Annotated in this window: 16 protein-coding genes; 2 read left to right on the top strand and 14 right to left on the bottom strand. The window is 57.6% G+C overall.

The window, feature by feature from the left end; all coding sequences use genetic code 11:
• Nucleotides 1-83 precede the first annotated feature (83 nt).
• The gene (locus ACYQ2U_RS13030) at nt 84-671 is read left to right on the top strand and encodes an SPOR domain-containing protein (protein WP_459950810.1); all 588 of its coding nucleotides are present in this window, start codon (nt 84-86) and stop codon (nt 669-671) included.
• Between the two features lie 8 nt (nt 672-679).
• On the opposite strand, the gene ACYQ2U_RS13035 is transcribed toward ACYQ2U_RS13030, so the two are convergent.
• Nucleotides 680-958 (bottom strand): DUF6150 family protein, encoded by a 279-nt coding sequence (locus tag ACYQ2U_RS13035; RefSeq protein WP_459950811.1) that lies wholly within the window; start codon nt 956-958, stop codon nt 680-682.
• 73 nt (nt 959-1,031) lie between these two features.
• On the opposite strand from ACYQ2U_RS13035, the gene ACYQ2U_RS13040 reads away from it, so the two are divergent.
• A complete protein-coding gene (locus ACYQ2U_RS13040) occupies nt 1,032-1,436 on the top strand; it encodes a hypothetical protein (RefSeq protein WP_459950812.1) in 405 nt (134 codons plus the stop codon).
• 819 nt (nt 1,437-2,255) lie between these two features.
• Here ACYQ2U_RS13040 and ACYQ2U_RS13045 read toward each other — a convergent pair.
• From ACYQ2U_RS13045 to ACYQ2U_RS13105, 13 genes are all read right to left on the bottom strand, one after another.
• The gene (locus tag ACYQ2U_RS13045; RefSeq protein WP_459950813.1) at nt 2,256-2,963 is read right to left on the bottom strand and encodes a hypothetical protein; all 708 of its coding nucleotides are present in this window, start codon (nt 2,961-2,963) and stop codon (nt 2,256-2,258) included.
• A 39-nt stretch (nt 2,964-3,002) separates the two neighbouring features.
• Complete coding sequence (locus ACYQ2U_RS13050; RefSeq protein WP_459950814.1) at nt 3,003-4,049, bottom strand: GNAT family N-acetyltransferase; 1,047 nt, start codon at nt 4,047-4,049, stop codon at nt 3,003-3,005.
• A gap of 206 nt (nt 4,050-4,255) precedes the next feature.
• A complete protein-coding gene (locus ACYQ2U_RS13055) occupies nt 4,256-4,696 on the bottom strand; it encodes a hypothetical protein (RefSeq protein ID WP_459950815.1) in 441 nt (146 codons plus the stop codon).
• A 51-nt stretch (nt 4,697-4,747) separates the two neighbouring features.
• Entirely contained in the window at nt 4,748-5,455 is a 708-nt protein-coding gene (locus ACYQ2U_RS13060) for a hypothetical protein (protein WP_459950816.1), read from the bottom strand.
• A gap of 18 nt (nt 5,456-5,473) precedes the next feature.
• Nucleotides 5,474-6,634 carry a type VI secretion system protein TssA gene (gene tssA, locus ACYQ2U_RS13065; RefSeq protein WP_459950817.1) on the bottom strand — a complete coding sequence of 387 codons (1,161 nt, stop codon included), beginning with the start codon at nt 6,632-6,634 and terminating at the stop codon, nt 5,474-5,476.
• A 5-nt stretch (nt 6,635-6,639) separates the two neighbouring features.
• Complete coding sequence (locus tag ACYQ2U_RS13070; RefSeq protein WP_459950818.1) at nt 6,640-10,656, bottom strand: type VI secretion system protein; 4,017 nt, start codon at nt 10,654-10,656, stop codon at nt 6,640-6,642.
• A gap of 10 nt (nt 10,657-10,666) precedes the next feature.
• The gene (locus tag ACYQ2U_RS13075; RefSeq protein WP_459950819.1) at nt 10,667-11,437 is read right to left on the bottom strand and encodes a DotU family type IV/VI secretion system protein; all 771 of its coding nucleotides are present in this window, start codon (nt 11,435-11,437) and stop codon (nt 10,667-10,669) included.
• A complete protein-coding gene (gene tssK, locus ACYQ2U_RS13080) occupies nt 11,430-12,998 on the bottom strand; it encodes a type VI secretion system baseplate subunit TssK (protein WP_459950820.1) in 1,569 nt (522 codons plus the stop codon). Before tssK ends, ACYQ2U_RS13075 begins: the two co-directional genes overlap by 8 nt.
• A gap of 15 nt (nt 12,999-13,013) precedes the next feature.
• Complete coding sequence (locus ACYQ2U_RS13085) at nt 13,014-13,490, bottom strand: hypothetical protein (protein ID WP_459950821.1); 477 nt, start codon at nt 13,488-13,490, stop codon at nt 13,014-13,016.
• Nucleotides 13,487-13,885: a DUF4150 domain-containing protein gene (locus ACYQ2U_RS13090; protein WP_459950822.1), complete on the bottom strand. Its 399-nt coding sequence runs from the start codon at nt 13,883-13,885 to the stop codon at nt 13,487-13,489. The genes ACYQ2U_RS13085 and ACYQ2U_RS13090 overlap by 4 nt, the downstream gene beginning before the upstream one ends.
• Nucleotides 13,886-13,895: 10 nt before the next feature.
• Complete coding sequence (locus ACYQ2U_RS13095; RefSeq protein ID WP_459950823.1) at nt 13,896-14,480, bottom strand: DUF3540 domain-containing protein; 585 nt, start codon at nt 14,478-14,480, stop codon at nt 13,896-13,898.
• Complete coding sequence (locus ACYQ2U_RS13100) at nt 14,477-15,565, bottom strand: pentapeptide repeat-containing protein (protein WP_459950824.1); 1,089 nt, start codon at nt 15,563-15,565, stop codon at nt 14,477-14,479. Before ACYQ2U_RS13100 ends, ACYQ2U_RS13095 begins: the two co-directional genes overlap by 4 nt.
• The gene (locus ACYQ2U_RS13105; protein WP_459950825.1) at nt 15,562-18,255 is read right to left on the bottom strand and encodes a DUF2169 domain-containing protein; all 2,694 of its coding nucleotides are present in this window, start codon (nt 18,253-18,255) and stop codon (nt 15,562-15,564) included. Before ACYQ2U_RS13105 ends, ACYQ2U_RS13100 begins: the two co-directional genes overlap by 4 nt.
• Nucleotide 18,256 lies beyond the last annotated feature (1 nt).

Raw genomic sequence — 18,256 nt, forward strand, 5'->3', positions numbered from 1 at the left:
ATGGCGAACATCAGCTTATTCTGAAACGGTTTTTTGCGTAAGTGAAAAACATCATCGACTGATCACTGAGTGGGTGTCGCCTTATGCTCTCAAAGATTTTTTTTGTTCTCATGCTTCTCATCTTTGGCGGCCTCCTTTTCACCGCCGGCGTTTTGGCCCCCGAATCGGTCAAAACACCGACGGCGAATGTTGCCCATAAGGCCATGGCGGCTTTGCCTTTTGTATCCACTGCCGGAAACTCGGATACCAAACCCACAAATGAGGAAAAAAAGGCACCAACAGCCCCCCCTGTTCCTGCCGAGTCCTTACTGTTGCCAACACCGCTCCCACCGCAAGGCCAATACGCCTTACAAATTGGCCAGTTTGGCAGCACTGAGTCCGCCGATGTCCTACTCAAGCGAGCCCAATCTGCTGGCGTGGTTGCAAATAAAATCGCTGCGGTGGATCGCAGTGGTCAGACTTGGTGGATAGTTGCCGTAGGTAACTATGCCCAGCCCGAGGAGGCCCGGACTGCACGAATAGCTATCGCCAGGGAGATCAGCGCACTCGAGGAAATGCCGGTGATCCTCTTGCCGGCTGCGTCGGGAGTTGCGGTTGCCCCGACATCGGCGACAGCAATCACCGCTCCTTCAGTGCCTGCATCGACAGCGGCGCTATCTCCCCCAAAATAACTGTAGACTTAACCAAATCGACTTTGGTATCGATGGGGTCGTTGCCAGCCGACTTCTCCATATCCGTCCACAAAGCAGACCAGGACATCGGCAAACCCTTCTTCACCGAAGTAGACCCAGGCCGTGGCATCTTGTTTGTCGCGAGTGATGAACCATAAAGCATCGCCCCTGGCCAGTCCCCAGCTTTCCACCCTGCGCACCAGCAAATCGGCGCGGCCCTGATCCTGCACTAGGGCAACGCGGATATGGGCTTCTCCCATCAGCGTGGTTTGGTAAATACGCGCCATGCTTTTCCTTCATGCTTGCCATGTTATGGCGAATGGGTAAAAATTAACCCACATCTTCATCGGATCATCCCGCATGGACAACTCCCTGCCATTTCACTTGGGTTTGCGCGACGACCAGCATATGGTCAGCGTAATCCGGCAAAACGGCCAGAATTTGCTGCAACTGGGCGTAGCCTACCCCGAAGAGAGCGACCGGCGCAGCCGGATTCTCGCCCAGTGGGGCATTGACGCTGGATCGCCCCGGGAGGAGTGCCTAGACACCATTGATATGCCCCTTGCTCAACGCTGCCAAGCGATTCTTTTCTGGCAGGTATCCTCTACTCTGAGAGCGCAGCTCGCCACGGGACAAGGCGGGATGACATCTTCGCGACTGATTGGCAATCAAGCAGGAATGTTGGATCGGTCTCATCTCGGCACGGAGCGGCAGCCAATGGCGGTGGATACAAGATTTTCTTCCCACGCAACCGGAGGTAAATAGTGACAAGCCTGGGTTCGTCAGGTGGTTGTGTCCATCAATTGCTGACCCCAATGATCTCCAGTCATGCCATGGGTCGTTTGTGCAACGCCGGCAGCAGGTGAGCTGGTCCAGAAGCCATCCAGTGAATGGCCGCTTTGATGGGTCGCGTCCGACGATCTGCGTACATGGGGCGTTGGTGCAATCCCTGCTGCTGCGATCGCAGCAGCGGCGGTAGCACTTCTTGTCGCGCTGTGATTGAAATCACCGGCGAGGTTGATCAATTGGCCGGGTGGTGTCCGCGCACTCAATTGTGTCCAATGGTCGCTGGTCTGTGTTGCGGAGAGGGCCGGTGCACTTGACACCGCATGCTGCGATGCAAAGGTTCCATGGTCAGTTCGAAAGCCAACGGCTGCCCGTTGTGTGGCCGGTACGGCCGGGCTGCGGACTTCAAATGGATTCCCCGTGAAAGGCATAGACGACAACATCAGTTGACTGTTCCGGGTCGGGATGGCACCACTAGGGCCAGGGTCAGGTGTTTGATGGACTGCGTAGACAGTGCCTTGCCTTCGGCTGGCGGGAATTGTTGCTTGTTGCAAATTAGGTTCTCCCGGTACGGGCGCCCATGGCCAACTGGCTGGGGCTTGTCCCGACTCCTGAATGGAACTTACCACCGCACGTCCCTGGGCGCTCGCCCTTGCGACATGCGCACGCTCTGCTATTACCGTCTCACCACGATAACCTTGGGTGTTCTGAGTTCTAACTTCAACTGAATGCCCGGGACCGACATAGGCCATGAGATTGATCTCCTATTTTGTTAGCGGTAGTTCAAGAGCGGTTAGCTTACTTCCCCGAGGTTTTGGGCCCAGACGAGCCACTGCCGATGCTGAGCGAAAGCCCTCCTTTCCCCATGCCAATGCTCACATTGCCACCGCCCATTTTCAGGTTCATGCCGATGCCGCCTTTGCCCCCCATATTGATGCTCATATTCATGCCCCCCCCAGGCATGCCCTTGTTGCCTTTCCCCCCAGTCAAGTCGAGCATCATCGACAATCCGTTCTTTCCCGACTGCAAGGCTAGTCCCGGCCCTTGTTTGCCTTGAAAGCCCAGGTTCATAGAAAAGCCGCCCTTGCCATTCTGCATCTCCATGGCGAATCCCGAATGTCCTCCCGAACTTGTGATATCCATTGAAAACTGATGGCCCTTGCCAAAACTGGTCATCTTGAAGCTTGATCCGTGTTCATCCTGGCTCGCCATAAAACCAAATCCCTGCTTGATGTTGCCGTCCTTGCCTAGGGTTTTGCTGCCAAAGGCAAATTGGCTGCCCTTTTCATTCTGATTGAAGGCGGAAAAGGTTTGGTGGCGTTTGTCGTTTGACTCGGTGAATCCCTTGAAAGAAAAATGATCCTCTTGGGATGCTCTGGGACCGGAAGGACCCAATTGCAGTCGAGAATTTGGGATGGGAACACCGCCCGCTGGAATGACTCCCCCGTACTTTTTCAGCGCGAGCTTATTCTTATAAGCAATCTGCTCATTTTCGATGTCGACCATGTCGTCGTCACGATAGGGCGGCATGAGCAGGCCTTGGGCTTATCCCTTTGTCCGCACAAGAATCGCAGGTCGAGTACTTGCATTCATGGCGGCCATTAACCAGTGAAGCTCTTCAGCTATCAAATCTCGGTCTGCTGATGGGCCACGCCGATAAAACATTTCGTTGTCGTCGGGGGAGACGGCAGATACCTGAATGTCTTCGAAGCCCAGTTTTTCCAAAGCACGACGGGAGGGTATGTTGACATCGAAGACCTTGGCATAACAGGTGTGGAGCCCGTAACGTTCAGAGGCAAAGGACAGCATCAAGGCAACTGCGCGTGGGCCAAAGCCTTTTCCCTGGAAATCCCGTCCCAGCCAATAGCTGAAAAAACCTATGCCAGCATGTTGAATCAGGCTGACATTTCCGATGAAACCCCATTCACGATGGATGACGGCATAAATTCCTTGATCACCATAGCGATAGGTATCATCCAGCCACTCGTGCCACTCATTATCGCTACGGAATTTTGGCAGGCAGCAGCGCTCGGCGATAGCAGGATCATAGTATTGCCAAGCAAAATCTCTAATGTGATGGTGCCCCATAGGTTCCAACTGCAAGTCATCATCGCCAAGTATTCCTTTGGCATCCAAACCTAGCTGGCAACGGGAGTCATTCCAAGCGAGAAGACTACGGTAGATAGAAACAAAAACTAGGTTTCTTGGTTTGGCCAATTGACAGGCAATGCTTAGGTTGATTGCGTACTCCATCTCCCCCATGTGCTTTAGCGAGTCCAGTAAAAGTAGCGTCCTATCTATATCAAGAGAATTTTTCTGCAAAAGAACTTTTCCCACATAGCAAACGAATGCCCGATCACTCCAACGATCACCAATATCAAATAGTTGAAGCAGGTGATCAGTAGATAAATTCCAGCGGTGTTGACGATACAGGGAGTGCAGAAACTCCAGCCATGAATACCGGTCCGCTGGATCCAGCCACTCTGCGTAACGATTGACGTCAGAAATTAATGATGGATAGCTCTCGACAGTACGCTTATTTCCAGAAATTTGGTGCCACATAACCTGCAATGGACTTTTCGTAGCGGTCACAACGTGCTCCTGCTTATGCATCGTCGTTTCGTCAAATGGATAAGTTTCCAATGAGATGTGTGGGACACACCTTACGACAGGTGACCTCGTAATCATGTAGACAGTTTCTCAAAATAATACTGGTGAGCCGGACTTTGCTTCGAATGTGGAGGCACCATTAACTCCTTATTTCCGGGAAAACCTAGCAGGTTCATAAAGAAAAATATTTATTCGACACCATGCAAGTGGTCGTTATTTTTATTTTCAAAAATCATTTTGCTTCCCGTTTGTTGTGCCACCGTATTTGTGCTCTTGGTACTCTGCATGACGACTGCTGAGGAAACATCCATCTCATGAAATTGATTGCGACTTCCTCCCAGTGTCGGAGAGGGAAGCGCCTCTCGTTGAAAGAGGGCGACAGTATTCACATCGGGAGTTTTTTGACCACTAAGAGCCCGATTGGCATGCACGTCCTGAGCCATGTGCTGGTAAGTGCTTAATTCAAGTGGCCCCTGTACCGGAAGTCCATCAATTTCTGGACGCGAAAAAGTGGCGATGTGTTTGCGACTGGCATCTTCTGAGAGTCCGGTTTTGGGAGAGCCATGGGCTTCAGCGGTTTTTACTCGCAAAGATGTATCAAGCAGATAGTTTCTTCCAGTATTGCTCATAATGACTCCTTATGTCGTGGTTGATTCAGTCATATTCCTTCGTCGAATATTTCAGTAGCCGCCAGTTTTTTTCTGCCAGTTATGGACCGCCTCTTCAGAAGACTGGAGGGTCCCCACATATCCCTTTTCAGTTTTTCCTTCATAACTTTGAGCCATCTGTTGAGCGGTTCTTTTTTCCCAGTTCTCTGGATCCTTCCCGTAAAGTTGTCGGGACACGATTCCTTGAGACTCGAATGCGCGCTTCTCCGAATAGAGCGTATGCGTGTTATTGGTAAGGTCTAGCAGACCAGATAAATGGTCATATGCATGCTGGAACTCGTGTGCCAAGGGATCTGCCTGATCCTTCATCATTACTGAAACTGAATTTGTCTTTGGGTTGTAGTGGGGAGCTTGGGAAGAGTCGTATCTCACCATCAATGGCTTGAAACTATTCGCAAGCATCGTTTGGGCGATGTTTAACGGAGAGTGTTCCGGTGCCACATGTCCTTCAGGGAAGGCGCGCTCATAGATCTTGGCAGCCTTTTCGACAGTGCTCTGGAACCGGGTCTGCTGTGCGAGTAGCAATCCTTGATCTAGCTCCGCTAGCTTCGGGGAATTGACTTTTTGTGCTCGTAATAATTCGGTCGTTGCATCGAATTGGACAAACTGTTTTGGTTGAAGAGACTGCTGCATTGCCAGTCGATCGGCTTTGATTGGTTGAGAGTGGCTGGCTAGCAGCGTGAATCCTTCACCAACTACTGGAGCGAGACGTCTAAACATAGTTATTCTCCCGTCTTGTCATTCAGAGTTTCCTTGTGCAATCCCTAACAATTCGAAAATGCTTAACTGCCCTCCGAACTTCACGAACACCTCGTGGTATAGCTCGGCAGTATTCAGATTTCCCCATTCCACAGCTCGTTGCACCAGATATGGCGCAGGGCTATGGGGTTCCAGTCGCATCAGGTAGTCAGCGGCCTCAGCCAACCGGGCATACGCGTCCGCGCGATTGCGGATAGGGCCTCGACCGTCACCACTGCCGTCGCTGTCATCTCCACCGGTGCCACCACCACCTCCCGTGCCGCCGCCATCACCGTCGTGATCATCGGTTTTGCCTGGTTTCTCCGTGGTGGCGGAAAGGCGTACACCGCGCTTATAGAGTTCTGCCGCCACCAGTGCCTGGATTTGTTCCAAGAGACCGGCCAGGGCATTGAGGCTGGGGGCATTCTTTTCTTCGTCATCACCCCAGAGTTTGTCCAGGGTATGGGTCAGGGTATCGATGCTCTCCAGGGCATCCGCCAGCAATCTGTAGAGGCTTAGATGGGCTTCCGTGGCGGTACCCGCCATGGCCGTGGCGAACTCATTGGGGGTTGGCCCTTCCAATTGCAGGTCGGACCGGTTGCCGCTGGCGGCTTTGATTTGTTCGTTGCGCTTGGCCTGTTCCCAATCCGCCCAGTGGTACTCCTGCCCCCGACCGCTGGCCGTGATGGGAATTTGGCGGATGGCGGGCAGCAGCTTCTCATTGGCCCAGTGGAGGATGTTGGCCCGGTATTCAATGTCGCCGTCTTCAATCTGGGGGTGCAGCTCCTGCCAATAGGTGGTGCATAGCTCATCCATGAGCATGATGCAGGAGGCGATGCCATCGAAGCCCGACAGATTGATCTGTGCTTCCAGCAGCCAGGCCGCCAGTTGAAGATCCTTGCTTTTGCTGGCGATGGCATGGGCGGCGATGTCGCTGACCTTGCGCCAATCCGCGCGCTTAAGTTCGTAGGTCCAGGCGCCTTGGGGCAGGGTAGGGTCATCTTCGCGTCGCGCCTCCTTGATGGCGCTATAGACACCGTTGCCCCGCACCGATTTGCCGGTGGGTTGGTCGGGGGCAATGGGCGTGAGCAGCGTGTCCCAGGGAATGCCGAGATGGCTTTCAAAGTAGCTTTGGGCTTTCTTGGTCAGTTCGGTACGCATGGCGGTCACCAAAGCAAGGGAGCCTTGTTGGGAAAAGTCGGAAGTTTTACCGGAACCGCCGCCTGAGTTTTGGCATCAACCCCTGCCAGCGATAGCGTCAAATAAGTCTTGGCATTAGAGGTTTGGCCGGGTGCGGGGCCGACTTTTTGGCTGCTGACTGGAATATTGAATTCGATCCCCAGTCGATTGCCATCCAAACTTCCTTCATCTTGGCGGCTGCGATGGCGGGAGACCAAACGCAACAATGCCCAGTCGCCCATGCCGATGAAGGAGGCCACATTGCCCTCCACCTGCATGTCGTTTTGTTGGGGGTCGCCAACGGGACGAAAGCGCGATTGCTCGGCCCATTGCAGTTCGAGCAGCACGATCTCACCGGGCGTCCAATCAAGGGTGGTGGCACCATTGGGGTAGCTCGCCAAGTTGGTTCCCGAGGATAGCCGCCAGGCGACAATCTGCTCGCTACCGGCGGACAGTCCGGGCTGCGCGCGGAAACTGATGTTGGCGCGCAAAGGCATGGCAGCCTCGCCGGAGGTGAGATAGCTACGAAAGAACCCGGAAGACTTGTCCAAGCTGGCCAGAAACTGGCGCACCTCCTGCCAGTGGCTATCGTGCTTACCGCTCAAATTGGCGACGGCATCATGCAGGGTGTCGCGTTGATTGTCATAGTCGGTGAAGAAGTTCTTCACCATAGCCGGCGACGCATCCTGTCCGCTCAAGGGGCCAAAGGGGAAGCGTCCAGAAAGCTCTCGGTTGAAGCGGGTAGCCAGTGTGCGATAAAGGCTATAGGCATCCGCCTCCCGGCGGTTATTGCAGCGCCAGTCCGTATCTTTTTGCAAAACCCGGCGGCGGTCGGAAAAGAAATCGTTGCCGCCCGCTTCCGCTTGATAGCCGACCAGGGCTTTGCCGCAGTTGTCGAAGCGCAGGCTGGTCAGTTGTTTGAGAAAGTAGTTTTCCAGGTAGGCCACCTGACCATTGGGCTCCTTGAACTGGACGTAGCGACGCAGCTCACTGAGGGTGCTGTCCCAATAAGCCATGCTTTGTTTATTGGCCTGTTTCGAGTCGTCCACCGCCTCGCCATTTTTGAGAAAGGCGACAAAGGGGGCGGCGTAATTGGCGAGCACCATGCTCCGTTGCAACTGCCGTGCAAGGTAATCCTTGGCCTCTGCGCTACTGCCCAGGTCGTAGATGAAACCATTTCCGTCCTTTTCACCATTGGGCTGATAGAGGCGGCTTGCCTCGGCCAGGGAGTCGGCACTGAGCAGCATGCGGGCAGAGAAATTGCGTACGCATTGATTGATGCTGTTGGCGCTATCCTTGAAGCCCAATTGTCGATAAAGATCGAGAACGCGGATCAGGGAGTCCACGACCTTGGCAAAGTCGGTGCTGCGACGGGATAGTTCCTGATCACCTGTGGAAAGAGCATCGGTTCGATTGGTACCGAGCGCACTGGAAAGGGGCGTTGGTATTTGTCCTTGGGAAAGAATGCGGTCCAGGACAGTTTGCAGATGTTTTCTCGCCAAGCGGTCGTAAATGAGGCGCCGGCCACCGGCAGCGGCCGCCTCAGCGCCCTGCATTCGTGCGAAATTCTGATAGTCGAGAATGTAGCGATTAGCCTCGTCCAAAGACTGGGGTCGCCAACCCGCGCTGTCGGAAAGGCAGGTGAAGCCATCCTGAGATTGAATCTGCATGAAGTCCTGGGCGATCAATTGCCTCATGCCTTGGAGCTCCGCGTCGATTGGCGCCGACAGGACATAAATCCCACCGCGCTTTTCAAACAGGTTGCCATAGGGAGGAAGCTCTAGAGCAGTGAGCTTGGCCATGGCCGGGACGTAGCAGGACGCGGTGGAGAAGCGATTAATCGTGGCCAGAATCTTTGCTGGGTAGTCGAAATTCAAGAGGGTTTTGAGTTGCGGCGTGATGGCGTCGCTGAATGTTCGGCAGGGATTTTGTTCCCGACTCGAGGCCAGCCAATTCTGACTTGTCCAGTTAATCCAGCGGTCGAACTCGCCGATGGTTTGGAGGATGGGGGTTTGCTCGTCCCTGACGCGTTGCACCAGAGTTTTTCCCAGATCCATGGCCCGCACCGTGCTCTTGAACAATTGGGTGGTCAGGTCGTCAATCCTGGCGGCGACGGCGGCCTTGAATTCCGCCTCGTCTTTGTCGATCGCCAGTCGATGGGGATACTCCAACTGCGTCATGGCCTGGGCGTAGGTGGCGGCATCATCCTTTTGGCGCAGGGGAACCCCTTCGCCATAGACATAGCGCATCAGGCTATTGAGTAATTCCAGTTGTTCCCGCTGGTGGTTGGCGGTCGCCGGCTTGGAAAGAACCTCGAAGTCCCGCCGCTGCTTTTCAAAAGCGGCGGCTTCATTGACATAGTTTTCCAGGGATGCGCGGGCGCTTGACACGATTTCATGATTGAACACCAGGGGGGCCGTGGCCGCCGGTGCACTGGCGAGGAGGGCTTGTGCCCTTTGTTCAAGGTGACACTGGATGCTGGGCATGATGACCAGCTTGAAAGCGCTTTCCGAGATTTGTTTCGCGCTGTGCTCCTCGATTCTGGAGTCGAACCATGAGGCAGGAATGAGGAGGTAGTTCATGTCGGTGTCCGCATTGCTGATGTCGTCCAGCAGTTTGAACACCGTCGCTTTGTCGTAGCAGGTGTTGGCCCCCCCCGTGTGGCGCTTGATGGTGACCAGCGCCGATGTCAGGGCCTGGCTTTTTTGGTCGAGCTGATAGGTGGCGCTGGCCAGGGTCATGGCCAAAGCGGCGAAGGAACCAAGAATGGCGATTTGCAAGCGGCGCAACAGTCGGTTGCGGGACCAGATGCTTTCCCGTACTGGGTGGGCAAGGTTCTTTTCCTGGAAAACCCGTTGGTCGAACAGGTCGTCCACGCAGGCGATGTCCACCCTGGCGCCATCCTGGCAATCGCCCCGGGCATTTTCGCTGCCGGTGCAATAGATACCCCGCAGATAAAAGCTCGCGTGGTAGACACTGGGGCGGAACACCACATCGAGAAAACTGGTCAATGGCGCCTGGAGCTCGGCGAAGTGTTCTGGAAAAAGAAAGAAACCATCGCTGTCGATGATGTTCCTGTCACTGGCGGCGGCTTCGATCTGGAGTCGTCTCAGGTCGTCGGCCAGCAAGTCCCATGCACCGGCGACGCAGTCGGTCATGGCGCGTTCTTCTTGTAGCGCCGGGTTTGACCAACCCCACATGCCGCTTTGCCAGCCCGGTTCCTGGGCTTGCCAGAACTCCGGAAATCCTTTGATGGCATCGCACTGGGTGATGGCGACATACACTGGATAGGCAAATTCAAAGCGCTTTTGCAGCGTGAACAATTGTTCATAGCACTGAACCGCCAGTTGTTGGCGGGTGTCGTAATCCCCTTGAAGCAGACTCCGCGCGGAAACAACCAGGACGATGGCATCGAGAGGCCGCTCCGGCCGTTGGGCCTCCAGGGCGTCCAGCAGGGAACGCCACGCCTTGCCGTCGGTGCTTTCAGCCGCTGCGGCAGGAAGATCGCCGATGGGGTCGATGAGAATGCCCTGGTTATAGAAGTGCCAATCGCTTCCCTCCAGGGTGAGCCGCTTTTCCCTCAGCAGGAGCGTGGTCCGCCTCCCGCTCTTGAGGGACGCGGCAATACTACTCTTGCCGGCACTTTTCTCCCCGAGCATGAGCACCCAGGGGGTGGCATAGCGCCATTCCCGCCGGGTACTGAGAAAGCGGAGCGCGGCCAGAACCCGACTGAGTTGGTCGAGTCCCTTGTTGCTGCGGATCTGATTGGTGGCCTGACGCAGTCTGGCCAAGATTCCCGGCACGGATTGCAACGGTGGCAGTTGCAAGGGCTTCTTGGCCCGCAGGATCATCAACACCAGCAAGACTAGGGAGGAACCACCGAGGAGGGTGCTGAGGTAAAAAGACGAAGTCCCGTTGACGACCGTTTCCAGCAAGGCCGATCCCATCCCCAGAGGCGAGGATGGGTCAGCGGCAGTCAGGCTGGAAAGGGCGGGCGCGGTCATGGCGGCAACATCATCGAGTGAGCGGGGCAACGGCCGTCATCCACACCCCGGTGGAAACGATCAGGTAAGTCCCCAGGGCGATGGCGCTATAGCGATACCAGTTCTTCATCGGGGCCAGCCGTGATGGTTCCTCTGCGCTCAAGGGTCGAACGTAGGTCTGAGGAAACAAGTGGCTTATTTCATCTGTCTGTGCGGGACGGCAGGACACGATAAATCGCAGCAAGCGCTGACGAAGTGCCAGCAGGCTTGCCGCACCATGAGGACCGCGATATCGTCCTTGAAAGCCTAATTGCAAAGCGATCAGGAAAACGCTGGCAAGATCCGCATAGATGGTGTCTCGAACACGTGATTCCATCAGGCGTTCGGCGTGAAGGAAGAAGTCCCGACCGGCCGAGCAGGTGCCGAACAGTTTTCCTTCCAGCAGAAAGTCGAGCCAGATGTCTTTTCCTTCCCAGTTCTGGCCCAGGATCAGCAATTCGTCGGTGAGGGCCACCATGACGTAGCGGGCCAGACGATGGGCGCGACTCAGACGTTCCGTACCGCCATCTCGCAACTCCCGCGTTTGGGCGTCGAGTTTTTCGCGCAGCCGGCTGCTCAGCATGGCGGCGGTTTCCACAATATCGTTGGGCCGTAGATGGCCATCCCGCGCCAGATAGGTGGGGAGGGCGGCGTTGGCGATCGCCTCCTTGACCCGTGCTACCTCGGCGTAATAGGTGGCGAAGCAGTTGACCAGAACATAGTCCTGCCAGGGCTGCTGTTCTTCCCGCAGCGCGTTAGGCATGGCCCTCTCCTGGGTTTTCGTCGAGGATTTCATCCACCGTCTCGGTGGTCGCCGCCGAGGCCATGAAGCTCAATGGATCATCCGCAATGGGATTATTCAGTCCCTTGCCGTCCGAATGTTCCACCGCTTGTAAGGGCGGCACGAGGGGGGCTGCTTGTCCGGCGGCTACTGTCTGCCGAATGCGAGTCCGGTGCAGCACGATGTTGGCGGGGGCATCGCCACCGTGTAGCCCCTGGATTCTGAGCTTGCTTCCCCGATGAAAGAGTGGGAGGCGGCGGTTTTCCAGGTCAATGGCCTCATTGCTGATTTCAAACAACAGGGCATCCGGCCTGAATTGTCCGCTGCGCACCTGGCTCGGTTCCAATGCTTTGAGTTGCGCGCCGGGTAAACGTCGCGCCGCCAGGGTGGGCATCAGTTCCTCGCTGGCGATGCGCGCCTGATTGAGCCATTCGGTCAGTGCCTTGCTGGTCTGGGCGTTGCCTGGCTTGAGTTCGATCAGCAGTTTGTCGGCCAACAGGTCGTTGGGCAATTGGCAGGTGAATGCGGATTCCGAGACATTTTTCTGGAAGTAGATGGATTCGGTCGCCACCTGCAAACGCGAGATTCTTTCCTCCAGGAAATCGATCGCGGCACGGAATGCGGGCAAGGCATCGTTGTGCAGATAGGTGGGAAGGAGTGGTGGCATCGGGTCTGCCGTAATGGCCGCCGCTTGCCCGACAATGTGCGCGAGGGCCAGATAAAGATCAAACGGGTGGGCGCAACCCGCTGCTACCAGGATTTCAAAGGGGGGCAATGCCGAGGTCAGCATTCGGGCAGAATGGAGTTGAAACTTCGCCTCGGGATTGGCGTAGGTCTGGGCTTCGTCATCATCGGCACGACGATCGCCGATGAGTTCCTTGGCCTTGTCGCGCAGGGCTCGGACAAGTTGCGGCAATAACTCTTGCAGCCCGCGCTTTTCCAAAAAGGCAGCGGCTGAAATGCGCAGCAGAGGCGGATGAAAATCGGTCAGGACGAAGCGATTCCCGGCCTCCTTGCTGACTTCGAGCAGGGGAAAGGACACGTATTTACCGGAAACCTTGCTTTCCGGCAGCAATTCCAGTCGAGGGGCGAGGCGCCCCACCTCCACGGTACCGTCCCCGGTGTTTTCATCCTTGGTGGGATGTACCGGTAAGGAGTCGAATCGGCGGATGTCGCTATTGCTGCTGGCCGCTGCATCGGTGCGGATGGGAACGCAGAGGTGGAGCTTGAGCCGGCGTTGATCGTTCCAGGCGATCTGGGGATCATTCAGATTGAAAGGCGCGATATCGCAACCCAAAGGGCACTGCACAGCCAATCCGTCAGGGAATATGGCGTGAAGGCGCTCAACCCTTACCGTGCCGGCTTGTAACTCGACCTGCACCAGGGAAAAGTCGATCACCCCCCAGAAATTGGGCTGAAGGCTGGCAATGCGATGCCAGAGTTGCTGATGCCAGTAGATATCGTTCTGCTGGAAATGCTGGGGCGAGAGCAACATGCCTTCCGACCATTGCAATGCATTCGAGATTGGGCTGGTGATATCCATGGTGTGCTCGCTAGATCAAGGAGTCGCTGCCTTGTAATCGATGGCCATTGCCTTGAGGTGGATTTCGGCACTGGTGTAGGTGGTCAGATTCACCGGGAATTGACCGTCCCGCGACAAATAGTTGGCGAAGATAAATGCGCCCACGGATCGATTGCTTCTTTTCGGGAGAGGGGCATCGATAATCATGCCGGGGGGGATCTCAAGGGAGACCACATCGAAATTTCCCGGCTGACTGGCCACGATGCTTTTCTTTTTGGCAAACCATTCCGGCCCGCTTTTCGGCAGCAGGGGAATGGCGGTCTTGTCGTAGACGAACACCAGATCCAGGGCTGTGGCCGTGGTCTGGTTGGCGTCCGCATCGGCAATGACCTGCAACTGCTTCAGGGATGCCTTGGGATACAGCGCCTGGATCACGTCCAGTACGTTCAACACGCTGCAACCCGTGAGGGTGACGGCGATAAACAAGACGAAAAGAAAACGGAGGATTTTCATGTCAGGGCCATGACCCGTATTTGGCTGGGGGTGATGGAAATACCCACGGTATTGCAAGGCATGCCGTTTTGGCCGTTGATCGTGGTGAGGCGGGTGGAGAACATGCCGCCGATCATCACCTTGAAACTTCCCAGGAAGGGGCGGTCCGGGCCCACATCGATCTGGGAGATGAGGCCCATGGCCAGCCCGGCTTCGTCGCCGTTGCTGATGGTGCCGTTTGTGATCAGGTTTTCCCCCAGGCCGCCGCCGATGATGACCTTGAATTGGCTGGGGATATGGGTGGTGGATATGGCGATATTGGGATAGGGCAGGGGAACGATGACGATGCCGATGATGGTTTTGCACACATCGGGAAAGCCGAGATTCATGACGCAGAGGTTGGTGTTGATGAACATTGCCCTCTCCCTAACCCATGGAGATGCGTTCGGCATCGATTTTGATGTCCCGGTCCGCCGTAACCAGGGCTTGGCGGCTATGCATGCGCAGTAGTTCGCTGGCTTCGATCAGGGCATGACCCATGCGGCAGATCCAGTGGCTGGCTTGCTGGACCAGACTGTCCACCGCATTGATGAAAAGATTGCGCCCTTGGAGGGAAAGGGTGCCGGTGGCCGCCGTGACTTCGGTATCCCCGAGGGAGCGCAGGCGCAGGCGGCGGCGGCTTTCGATCAATATTTCCTCTTGGCGCAGAGTCAGGCTGCTGGCCTTGCTCACGGAGAGCAGGGCTTCGCCATCCTTGTTTCGGGCAAGAATATGGACGATGTGGGCTTCTTCGTTCAGGCTCAGGACCATCACCCGGTCGCCGACCTGGGGTTGCAACAGACAAGAGGCGGCGCGCTGGGTGAGGCGTCCGTTATCGAGCAAATAGCGGTCATCCCCCAGCAGCACCTTGACGCAGGCCTCGGCCCAAAGAACGGTTCTCGGCAGCAGAACGATGTCTTCCTCAGACTGCTTGTCCAAGGAAAGATGGAAATCGTGGCGTTCATCGCTCATGGCAGGGTTTTCTCCAAGTGCAGGGTGCGGCTTTCAGCCGCCAATAGGTTCGTATCGGTGCCCGTGGCCTTGCGTCGTTTGGCGTTGCGAAAGGCGGCGGAAGGAAACTGGGTGTTATGAAGGCGGCAGTAATCGAGGACGGCCCTGCCCATATCCACATGGATCCCTTCCGCATGGTCGAAACGGGCGAAGGTGAGGTCGGTGTCCACAAAAGACACATATTCGTGCTGACTTTTATCCCAGACGCTGCGCAGCAAGCGGGCACCGTCCAGGCGGACGTTGCGTAATTTCGCCGCCTGGAACACGCTGGACTCCAGGTCTGCCTGGCGGAGGTCCACATCCGCCAGGGTGGCGCCGAGGAAGAGGCAGTGACCCGCCCGGATCTGCTTCATCGAGGTGCCGATGAAGCGGGCGTTGCGGCAAAGGCATTCGGAGAACAAGGCATTGTCGAGATTGACCCTGCTCAGATCCGCATTGTCGAAATTACAGCGGGTCAGGGAGAGCCCGCTCAAGTCCTGCCCGCTCAGTTTCGCGTTCATGAACAGGGTGGTACGCGCCTCGATGCCGGTAAGGACGGTCGCGCTCAGATCGGTGTCGTTGAGGGCAAGCTGGTCGAAGTGGCTGCCGGTGAAATCGGTTCCCGCCAGGATCGCACCTACGGCGGCGCAACGGGTCCAACGGCTGCCGCTGAGGTCCGCCGAACTGAGATCGCACTCATTGAAGACCGTGAGCTGGATATCCGCGTTTTTCCACTGGGCCCGGGTCAGGTCGCAACTTGATAGAACGCATTGGGTGATGGGCTGAACGGGCATGGCCGCGGCGGTCAGGCGGCAGCGGAGCAGGGTAGTGGTGTTCAAGCGAGCCGAAGAAAGATCTGCCCCGGACAGGTCGCAATCCAGCAGCGTGGTGCCGGCAAGGTCGCTGTCTTTGAGGCGGCTGGCTTTCAGCAGGCAGTTTTGCAGCAAGGCGCCGGAAAGATTGCGCCCGGACAAGTCAAGTCCGGAAAAATCCATATCGCGCAATGGTTCGCGCCGCTTCAGCAAGCGGTCCACGGCAGCCCAGTCGAGTTGCGTTGGGGGAGTCATGCTGCCCTCCGGTTGCTGTCGAGACGGACGTTTTGCAAATGGGCGCCGGTAAAACGGGCCTCGGTCAATTCCACCTGGACCAGATTGGCGTCGGTCAGGTCCGCATCGGTGAAGTCGGTCTTGCGGCAAAGGGCGCCCAACCAGTCGGAACCCGGCGCCCGGCAGGAGGACAGGTTGGCGGCGTAGAAGAGCGATCCCGAAAGCAGTGCGCCGGACAAGTCGGCGGCGGTGAGGTCGCAGCGACCCAGGTCGCACTTGTAGAGTTGGGCGCCGGCGAAATTGGCGGCGGTGAATCGGGCGCCGTTGAAGCCGCATTGGAACAGTCCGGCGCTGCTGAGTTCAGCCGTGCTCCAGTCCGCTTTGCCGCCGCCCTGGACCTTGTCCAGCCTGGCGCCGCTCCAGCGGCTGCCCACCAGCTTGGCATCGAGCAGGACGCAGGTGTCCAGTTTTGCCCCGGAAAAATCCCCATGGCTGAGGTCCGCCGCCCAGGCGACCATCATGCGGAATTCAGCCACATAGGCGGTGCACCCGCTGAGGTTGGCCTCGGTGAGCAGGGTGGCTTCGCCCTTGGCGCCGTCGAGACGGGCCCGGCTGAGATCAAGTCTGTGGCCGATCATTTTGTCGAGGCAGGCCCCGCGCAGGTCGGCTTCTGGCCAGTGGGCTTCCTGGGCCAGGACACCGGTCAGATTGGCTTCCTTGAAGATGGTCCCCTTGCCCTGGCTGACGCTGAGGTTGGCTTGGGACAAGTCGGCGCCATGGAAGTCGGCACTCTCCAACTGGGCGCCGGACAACACGGCTCCCATCAATTTGGCTTCCCGTAGGCTGGCGCCCCGGAGGTCGGCATTTTCCAGCAGGGCTTCCCGCAGGTCGGCACCGTCAAGTTTGGCCCCCCGCAGGTCCGCCCCGGCCAAATCGCGGCCGGCAAGGCAGACACCGGCACCGATCCAGGCCAGGATTTGTTGGCCGAGCCGGCTTGCGGCCGATGGGGCCAGGGCAGGGGATCCGGGTTTTGGCGCAGCGCGGCGGGCCGCGCGCTTTCCTGCTTTGGCGGTCAGGATGTTGTTGACAGCATCCCGGCGCTGGGCGCTTTCTTCCGCACTGGGCGGGGGGAGCGTGGCCCAGTGGTCCAGCAGCGGGCGGCAATCCTCGTCGCTGTCCGCCGACCCTCCCACCAAATCCAAAGCTGGCTGGGTCGCCTTGTGCAAAGCTTCCTGCCATTGAGCTTCGACCTCGTCCCCGGCATTGGGGGCTGTGGCTTGCTGGCTGGCGATCAGTTCTTCAAGCTGGGCTTGTTCAACGGCCATGGACTGCCGCGCCGCTTCGGCCTGGGCCTTGGCATCGTCGGCCATTTGTTGCGCCTGGGCGATAAAGCCTGAGAGGTCGAAGTCTCCCGCAGCGATGGCGGCGGAAGTCGGCGGCACCAGGGTTTGGGGCGGCAGCTTGGGCGCCGCTTGAGGGGGCAGGCCGGCTTGCTGCAACTCATCGTTCATTTCGGCAAGCAGTTCCGCAACCTGGGCTTGCCGGGCGGTTTCCCGTTGTTCCTGGGCTTGCCGTTGATCGGCGGCAAGCCGCTCAAGCTCTGCGCTGTCTTGCGGCGGCGATAGCTCGGCCTCGTTGAAGGCATGGAGGGCGGCCAGGGCCGGATCGGTGCGCCAGGCGAATACCTGCCGGTAGTGCTCCATATCTCGTGGCTGGGCCGGGTTTTCATAGCCGGCCATGACCGTGGCAACATCCAGGGCGTCGCTGTCGGTGATGGGGATTTCTCCATGCCAAATGACGGCACCCAGGGGATGGTCCACGTCATGGCCGTCGGGGAAAAACCAGACCGTGTCCCAATGGAGGGGGATTTCCTCAATGTCGTTGGCCCCCTGCTTTTGCAGGAAAGCGCGCATGGACAAGCGGGGCAGGGCGCCGGTCAGGCTGCCCTTGGGATGCAGGCCGTCAAGCTGATAAGCCTCGCCGCCTTGGAAGAAGCCGGTCAGCCACTGGTCTTCTGGCGCGCGATTGAATATGCGCCAGTCGATGTTCCGGGCGAGGCCGGGGGCATCCTCCGCGAGCCAGGCTGCATCGTAGCTGCCGCCTCGGCCCTGGCGCGGTGTCCAGCGCAGGTCCAGGGGGCCGAAACCGGCGGGAGGGGCGGACTTCCAATGTCGGGTGATGGGATGCCCTGGATATTCCACATTGGGCAACAGGCCGCGGTTGAGGCCGATCAACCCGGCCAGAACGTTGCCGCTGTAGCCGCGACCGATCAGGTTGCCCGGATGCTTGGGGCCGCCGAAGGCCCGGTCGTAAGCGATGGGCATCCGAGTAAAGGGCTGGGGACGGGTTGTCCGATACCATGGAACCAGGCCGTAGTACCACTGGCGATCACCCACGATGCGCAAGGTCTTGTCGATACCGGCGCAGGCGAGGCGCACCGGCATTTCGGTCAAAGCTTTACCCTGGGGAGCATGGGCGCTGCCCGCCAGGAGAACTTCACCGCACCGTTTGGGCATGATCTCATCCAGGGGGTGCTCAATCGGCAGACTGGCCAGGACGGCCGGCCATTGCAGGTTCTCCATCAGGAAGCGGCCTTGGTGGTCGCCGCCCAGACGGAAAAAACCGTAGACGGCGACGGAAAGCCGGTGGGTGCCCCGATAGCGATAGGGCTTGGTCAAGACGCCGAGGGTGAGGGGCTTGATGATTTTCATG

The organism is Denitratisoma sp. agr-D3, from assembly GCF_054658675.1.